This window comes from Amycolatopsis sp. SID8362 (assembly GCF_010550475.1).
Taxonomy (GTDB): Bacteria; Actinomycetota; Actinomycetes; order Mycobacteriales; family Pseudonocardiaceae; genus Amycolatopsis; species Amycolatopsis eburnea.
The window spans coordinates 1-6,373 of the sequence record NZ_JAAGNB010001672.1; the positions used below are offsets into that span (position 1 = coordinate 1).

The 6,373-nt window shown below is 72.1% G+C and carries 7 protein-coding genes; 2 read left to right on the plus strand and 5 right to left on the minus strand.

Features of this window, described 5'->3' with window-relative positions:
* On the plus strand, window positions 1-458 hold a 458-nt coding region (locus G3I65_RS51545), incomplete at its 5' end, for a PP2C family protein-serine/threonine phosphatase (RefSeq protein WP_160703310.1).
* A 48-nt stretch (window positions 459-506) separates the two neighbouring features.
* On the opposite strand, the gene G3I65_RS51550 is transcribed toward G3I65_RS51545, so the two are convergent.
* Together G3I65_RS51550 and G3I65_RS51555 are read right to left on the minus strand one after the other, a co-directional pair.
* Entirely contained in the window at window positions 507-1,601 is a 1,095-nt protein-coding gene (locus G3I65_RS51550; protein WP_160703312.1) for a calcium:proton antiporter, read from the minus strand.
* A 51-nt stretch (window positions 1,602-1,652) separates the two neighbouring features.
* Complete coding sequence (locus G3I65_RS51555; RefSeq protein ID WP_160703314.1) at window positions 1,653-2,534, minus strand: LysR family transcriptional regulator; 882 nt, start codon at window positions 2,532-2,534, stop codon at window positions 1,653-1,655.
* A gap of 70 nt (window positions 2,535-2,604) precedes the next feature.
* Between G3I65_RS51555 and G3I65_RS51560 the strand changes: the two genes are divergently transcribed.
* The gene (locus G3I65_RS51560) at window positions 2,605-4,338 is read left to right on the plus strand and encodes a pyruvate dehydrogenase (RefSeq protein WP_160703316.1); all 1,734 of its coding nucleotides are present in this window, start codon (window positions 2,605-2,607) and stop codon (window positions 4,336-4,338) included.
* A 42-nt stretch (window positions 4,339-4,380) separates the two neighbouring features.
* Here the strand turns inward: G3I65_RS51560 and mftB are convergent, their stop codons facing one another.
* The 3 genes from mftB to G3I65_RS51575 form a co-directional block, all read right to left on the minus strand.
* Window positions 4,381-4,629 (minus strand): mycofactocin biosynthesis chaperone MftB, encoded by a 249-nt coding sequence (gene mftB, locus G3I65_RS51565; RefSeq protein WP_160703318.1) that lies wholly within the window; start codon window positions 4,627-4,629, stop codon window positions 4,381-4,383.
* 15 nt (window positions 4,630-4,644) lie between these two features.
* Window positions 4,645-5,754 carry an NDMA-dependent alcohol dehydrogenase gene (locus G3I65_RS51570; RefSeq protein ID WP_160703320.1) on the minus strand — a complete coding sequence of 370 codons (1,110 nt, stop codon included), beginning with the start codon at window positions 5,752-5,754 and terminating at the stop codon, window positions 4,645-4,647.
* Between the two features lie 246 nt (window positions 5,755-6,000).
* On the minus strand, window positions 6,001-6,373 hold a 373-nt coding region (locus G3I65_RS51575), incomplete at its 5' end, for a helix-turn-helix domain-containing protein (protein WP_275940200.1).

Genomic DNA, 6,373 nt, shown 5'->3' on the forward strand with positions numbered 1-6,373 from the left:
CCGGGCCCGCCCAGCTGCTGACGTGGCTGAACCTGGTGGCCTACCACCTCACCGACCACGTCACGGCGACCGCGGTCGCGGCCGTGTACGACCCGGCGACGCGGCTGCTGCGCTGGGCCCGGGCCGGCCACCTGCCCCCGATCGTCCGCCACCGCGGCGGCGAGGTGACGACGCTGCCCCTCATCCGCGGCTCGCTGCTGGGCGCGGTCCGCGACGTGACGTACTCGGAGGAGGAGATCCGCCTCGCCGAGGGCGACATCCTGCTGATCTACACCGACGGCCTGATCGAGCGGCGCGACCGCCCGGTGCAGGAAACGGTGTCGAGGCTGGTGACACTGGTGGAGCGCCACGAGGGCGGGCTGGAGCACCAGCTGGACACGCTGCTGACGTACAGCACGGCGGACACCGACGACGACACGTGCGTGGTGGGGATCGAGGTCCGCTCGGCCGGCTCGTGAGTGTTTAGGCGGGTTCTAACCCGCCTAAACACTCACGACCGGCGGCTGTCAGGGGTTGACGGCCAGCACCAGGAAACCCGCCAGCAGGACCAGGTGCACGCCGCCCTGGAGGCGGGTTGCGCGGCCCGGGACCACCGTCAGGACGCTCACCACCACCGTCAGGGCCAGTAGCACGATCTGCGTCGAGCCGAGGCCGAGCAGCAGTTCGCCCGGTAGCCACACCGACGCGAGCGCGATCGCCGGGATCGTCAGGCCGATGCTCGCGATCGCCGAGCCGTAGGCGAGGTTGAGGCTGATCTGCATCCGGTCGCGCTGGGCCGCGCGTGTCGCCGCCAGGGTCTCCGGCAGCAGCACCAGCAGCGCGATCACCACGCCGACGAACGACTGCGGGAAGCCGGCCGCGCGGACGCCCGCCTCGATCGCCGGGGACTCCACCTTCGCCAGGCCGACGACCGCGACCAGGGCCACCAGCAGGAGCGCGAGGCTGCCCAGCGCCGCCCGGTTGGTCGGCGGGTCGGCGTGGTCGTCCTCCTTGACCTCGCCGTCGGCCGCCACCGGGAGGAAGAAGTCGCGGTGGCGCACGGTCTGCGTCAGCACGAACGTGCCGTACAGCGCCAGCGAGGCGACGGCGGCGAACGTCAGCTGCGCCGAAGAGAACGCCGGGCCGGGCGTGCTGGAGGTGAACGTCGGCAGCACCAGGCTCAGCGTGGCCAGCGTCGCGACCGTGGCCAGCGCGGCGCCGCTGCCTTCGGAATTGAACAGCGTGACACCGTAGCGGCGGGCGCCGACGAGCAGCGAGATGCCGACGATGCCGTTGGTCGTGATCATCACCGCGGCGAACACGGTGTCCCGCGCCAGCGAGCCGGCGTCCGGGCCGCCGGAGACCATCATCGTGACGATCAGCGCGACTTCGATGACGGTGACCGCGACCGCGAGCACGAGCGAGCCGAACGGTTCCCCGACGCGGTGCGCGACGACCTCCGCGTGGTGCACCGCGGCCAGCACGGTCGCGCCGAGCGCGATCGCGACGATCGCCACGAAGACCGGGCCGAGGTCGCGGCCCCAGGCCAGCGCGAGCACGAGGATGCCGAGCACGGGGGTGACGGAGGTCCAGGACGTCAGGAAGGATCTCAGCGCGGCCATGTCCCCACCCTGTCACACCACCGGTCACTTCGCGTGGTCACACGGTGTTTCTCACATGGTCCCTTGTGGACGGTCGAGGACGTACCGCCGGAAGGTTTCGCTCAACGGCGGGAGAGTCCGGCCGCCCGCCCACGCGAGCCCGATGTCGCGAGCGGCGTCCACATCGGTCAGTTCCAGGTGCGGCGCCGGGAACTCCGCGGCGTGCGGCAGCGGCAGCACGGACACACCGAGCCCGGCGGTCACGAGCCCGCGCAGCGTCTCGACCTCGTCGCCTTCGAACCCGATGCGGGGCGCGAACCCGGCCTCGGCGCACAGGCGCTCGGTCGTCTCGCGCAGCGCGTAACCCGGGCGCAGGAGGATGAACGTCTCGTCCGCGAGGTCGGCGAGGCGCACCCGGCGGCGGCGCGCCAGCCGGTGGTGCGGCGGCACCGCGAGCCGCAATGGCTCGACGAGCAGGCGTTCCCAGTGCAGCTGCGGGTGTCCCGGGTCGCCGCTGGTGAGGACGAGGTCGGCGGTGCCGTCGAGCAGCTCCGCCTCCAGCCCGGCCTCGCCGTGCTGCCGCAGCTCGAAGCGGGCGCCGGGGTGCTCGCGCAGGAAGCCCCGCAGGACGTCGGGCACCAGCCACGTCCCGAAGGTGTGCAGGAAGGCCAGCGGCACGACCCCGGTGCCCGGCGCGACGATCTCGCCGACTTCGCGCAGGCCCTGGTCGAGCTGGTCGAGCACGAGGTCGACGTGCCGCTTGAAGGCGTGCCCCGCCGGGGTCAGCCGCAGCAGCCGCCCGGACCGGCGGAACAGCTCGGCGCCTGCCTCGTGCTCCAGCCGCCGCAGGGCACGGGACAGCGCGGGCTGGGTGAGGTGGGCCCCGGCCGCGGTCTCCGTGACGGTCGCGCCGCCGGCGACCGCGCGGAAGAGCCGCAGCGTCTGGACGTCCATGCCGCCAGTGTATGGAAATTCAGCCAATCAGGCATTGGACGCATGAGGGGCGCGCGGGCACGCTGGAGGTATGGCTACGGTGGCGGAACAACTGGTCAGGACGTTGCGGGACGCGGGCGTCGAGCGCATCTACGGCATCGTCGGGGACAGCCTGAACCCGATCGTCGACGCCGTGCGCCGGATCGACGGCATCGAGTGGGTGCACGTCCGGCACGAGGAGACCGCCGCCTTCGCCGCGGCGGCCGAAGCGCAGGTCACCGGCAAGCTCGCGGTGTGCGCGGGCAGCTGCGGGCCGGGCAACCTGCACCTGATCAACGGCCTGTTCGACGCGCACCGCTCGGGCGCGCCGGTCCTCGCGATCGCCTCCCACATCCCGTCGAACCAGATCGGCACCGGGTTCTTCCAGGAGACCCACCCGGACCGGCTCTTCGCCGAGTGCAGCCACTTCAGCGAGGTCGTCGCGGACCCGGCGCAGCTGCCGCGCCTGCTGCGCATCGCCACCCAGGCGGCGGTCGGCAAGGGCGGCGTCGCGGTGCTGACCATCCCCGGCGACCTCGCCGACCGCAAGGCGACCGGCCCGCTGACCGAGCGGCTCCCGCTGGTCGCGCCGTCGCCGCCGGTGCCGGCTCCGGAGACCGTGCGGGAGCTGGCCGACCTGCTGAACTCGGGGGAGAAGGTGATGCTGTTCGCGGGCGCCGGCGTCCGCGGCGCGCACGAAGAAGTCATGGCACTGGCGGAAAAGCTCGCCGCCCCGGTCGGGCATTCGCTCGGCGGCAAGGAATGGATCCAGTACGACAACCCGTTCGACGTCGGCATGAGCGGCCTGCTCGGCTACGGCGCCTGCTACGACGCGATGCACGAGGCCGACCGGATCGTGCTGCTGGGCACGGACTTCCCATACGACAAGTTCCTCCCGCAGGCGCGCACGATCCAGGTCGACCACGACGCTTCCCGCCTCGGCCGCCGCACGCCGCTGGACCTGGCCGTGCACGGCGACGTGCGCGAGACGCTGCGCGCGCTGCTCCCGCTGCTGCGGCCGCGCACCGACCGGGTGTTCCTCGACCGGATGCTGCGCGAGCACGTGCGCAAGCTGGAGAAGGTCGTCGGCGCGTACACGGGCAAGATCGAGCAGCGCCGTCCGATCCACCCGGAGTACGTCGCTTCGGTGCTCGACGAGGTCGCCGCCGACGACGCCGTGTTCACCGTCGACACCGGCATGGGCAACGTCTGGGCCGCGCGCTACCTGACCCCCAACGGCCGCCGCCGGGTGCTCGGCTCGTTCCGGCACGGCAGCATGGCGAACGCGCTGCCGCACGCGATCGGCGCGCAGCTGTCCCAGCCGGACCGCCAGGTCGTGTCGCTCTCCGGCGACGGCGGGCTCGCCATGCTGATGGGCGACCTGCTGACGCTGCCGGCCTACGACGTGCCGGTGAAGGTCGTGGTGTTCAACAACGCCACGCTCGGCATGGTGAAGCTGGAGATGCTCGTCGACGGCCTCCCGGACTTCGGCACCGACCACGCGCCGGTGAACTTCGCGGCCATCGCCGCCGCGTGCGGTGTCTTCGCCGAACGCGTCGAGGATCCGGCCGACGTGCGCGGCGCGCTGGAGAAGGCGTTCGCGCACCCCGGCCCGGCGGTCGTCGAGGTCGTCACCGACCCGAACGCGCTGTCGATCCCGCCGCGGATCACCGGCGAGATGGTGCGCGGCTTCGCCCTCGGCGCGACGAAGACGGTGCTCAACGGCGGCGTCGGCAAGATGGTCGACCTCGCGCGGGCCAACCTGCGCAACGCCCCGCGCCCGTGAGGCCGGTGGCCACCACGTCGGGATCGTGGTGGCCACCGTGGTTCACGGGTCGGCGACGATGACGCCGGTGGCGGCGAGGTGTTCGAGCGCCGCCACCACCCGGGCCCGGCTGGTCCCGCCGAGTTCCGCGGCGTCGAGCGCGTCGCGGGCGGTGGCGTGCATCGCCAGCTCCCGGACGAAGCGGACCACGTCCGGGGCGCCGAGCAAGCACCCGTCCCGGCGTTCGCAGCGGTGTGCGAGCGCCTCGAAGGGCTCGCGCGGGTTCACCCGGTACGGCGAGTCTAGGTCCACTGTGGACACCACCCGCTACGCGTGGACGATCACGCCGCGGATGTTCTTGCCGTCCCGCAGGTCCTGGTAGCCCTCGTTCACCTGCTCCAGGGTGTACTTGCGGGTCACCAGCTCGTCGAGCTTGAGCTTCCCGGCGTCGTAGAGCCGCAGCAGGCGGACGATGTCGTACTGCGGGTTCGCCGAGCCGAACAGCGTGCCCTTGACCGTCTTTTCGAACAGCGTCAGCACGGCGCCGGACAGGTGCACGGTGAGCTTCTCGGGGTTGGCGAGCCCGGTGATGACGACGGTCCCGCCCTTGCCGACGACGTCGAACGCGGCGCTGACGACCTCCTCGTCGACCGTGCCGACGGTGATCAGCGCCTGGTCGGCCAGCTGGCCCCAGGTCAGCTCGCTGACCTTCTCGGCGGCCTCGGCGGCGGTGGCGAACGCGTGGGTGGCGCCGAACTTCAGCGCCGTCTCCCGCTTGAACTCCACCGGGTCGACCGCGACGACGTACTTCGCCCCGGCGTGCGCGGCGCCCTGCACGGCGTTGATGCCGATGCCGCCGATCCCGTAGACGACGGTGGTGTCCCCGGCCCGCACGCCGCCGGCGTAGTTGGCGGTGGCCCAGCCGGTGGGCACGCCGCATCCGACGAGCACGGCGGTCTCCAGGGGCAGCCAGTCGTCGACCTTGACCACCGAGTGCTGGGAGATGGTCGCGCGCTCGGAGAACGTCCCGAGCATGCACATCGCCCCGAAGTCCTGCCCGCCGCCGTGGAAGCGGAAGGAACCGTCCGGCATGTGGCCGTCGAGGATGGTGGCGCCCATGTCGCACAGGTTCTGGCGGCCGGTCGAGCAGTAGCGGCAGGTGCCGCAGTTCGGGATGAAGCTGCACACGACGTGGTCCCCGGGCTGCACCTTCGTCACGCCCGGCCCGACGTCCTCGATGATCCCGGCGCCCTCGTGGCCGCCGATGATCGGGAACCGCGGCACGAGATCGTTGTCGATCAGGTGCAGGTCCGAGTGGCACAGCCCGGCGGCGGTGTACTTGATGAGCACTTCGCCGGGGCCGGGCCCGTCGAGGTCGAGCTCCATGATCTCGAACGGCTTCCCGGCGTCGAACAGTACGGCTGCCTTCGTCTTCACGGCCATCTCCTCCACGTGCGGCGGTGCGCGTGCCTCGATTGTGTGGAGACGGCGCGGCGGTGGAGTGTCCAAATCCCGGACACCTCGGCTGTGTGTGGGGACGGGCGTGCCGGGACCCTGGCCCATCGCAGCCTGCCGCGACGTCGCCGATGTGGGTGACCGGGCGCGAGGCAGTCCGTGCTCCTGACCGAACCTCAACGTAGCGACCAGCGCGGCTATGAGAAAACCTCATTGGGGAGCTCGCGCTCAGCGGACCCGCAGCGCCCGCATCCGGTTGTAGAGCGTGGACCGGCTGATGCCCAGCTGCTTGGCCGCCCGGACCTTGTTGCCGTCGCACGCGCGCAGGGTCCGGACGATGACGTCGTACTCGGCCTGCTCCCAGCCGGTCAGGGCCGCGCCCGTCTCCGTGCAGTCCGGGGCGAGGTCGGCCGCCGTCAGGTCGCCCGCGGACCGGCGGTCGGCTGCGGCCGCCAGTACGCCTGCCAGCTCGCGCAGGTTGCCCGGCCAGTGCTGGGACGCCAGCAGCTCCAGCGCCCCCGGGGTAAGCCGCAGCGAAGCGCCGAAGCCGCGTAGCAGCTCACGGGCGATGGCCGGGATCTCGTCGCGGCGCTCCCGCAGC